This is a genomic window from Herbaspirillum lusitanum P6-12 (assembly GCF_000256565.1).
Lineage (GTDB): Bacteria > Pseudomonadota > Gammaproteobacteria > Burkholderiales > Burkholderiaceae_D > Herbaspirillum > Herbaspirillum lusitanum.
In genome coordinates, this window is sequence record NZ_AJHH01000127.1 from 1 (window position 1) to 707 (window position 707).

General features: G+C 59.5%; 1 protein-coding gene. It reads left to right on the forward strand.

Going from position 1 to position 707, the window contains the following annotated elements; all coding sequences use genetic code 11:
* Positions 1 to 377: 377 nt before the first annotated feature.
* A partial coding sequence (locus tag HLUSI_RS30910) for a hypothetical protein (protein WP_162098051.1) occupies positions 378 to 707 on the forward strand: 330 nt, incomplete at its 3' end.

The following is a 707-nucleotide window of genomic DNA, read 5'->3' on the forward strand; positions in this document are numbered from 1 at the left end:
TTCACGTGATTTTTTTGTGTAGTCATGACTGTCCTGCAAGGCGATGGTCGGGGATCCGACAATGTCATTCCGAGTATATGCCGCGCAAAAGCCGGCTTGCGGCGTGAATGCCACGTTATACGCCGGAATCGGCGCTGTCCTACATGAAAACGAGAGGGCTGCCTACGCGTCAGAGGAGGGACGGGTCGGGTTGCGGCGGCGCAGCGTGCGGATTTTTACTTTTTGTTTATCCGCACTCCATTTCTTTTTAGGCATTCTTTACGCCGCCCGGACTAATCTGATCTCGTTATCAACACCACGAAAGCAGGTCCGCTATGCCACCCATGGTCTGGAGAAAACGGTCTTCCACGTTGACGCGATTGCTATTCCCGGAAATCATGCCCTCCTTGCTGCCGTCGACGCCGGCAGAGCCGCAACCAGACCAGCCGGCGCGCCCCGGACCGCGTAAGACGCTGACCTTGCCCAGGCAGCGCGAACGCCTGATGCACATCACGGTAACGCGGGAAGAGGTCACCCACCTGCGCGAGGTGGTGATGCAGAGTTGCGGGCATTGCGTCTGCTTCATGCGCATGTCGCCGCTGGACCATGCGCGTCGCATGTGTCTGTGCCTGTGCGTACAGGCCGAAGCGGTGCCGATGGTGATGGATGCGGTGATGTGGGCGTTGCCGCAAGCGGAGCCGTCGCGCCACTCCGGTTTCAACCGGTCC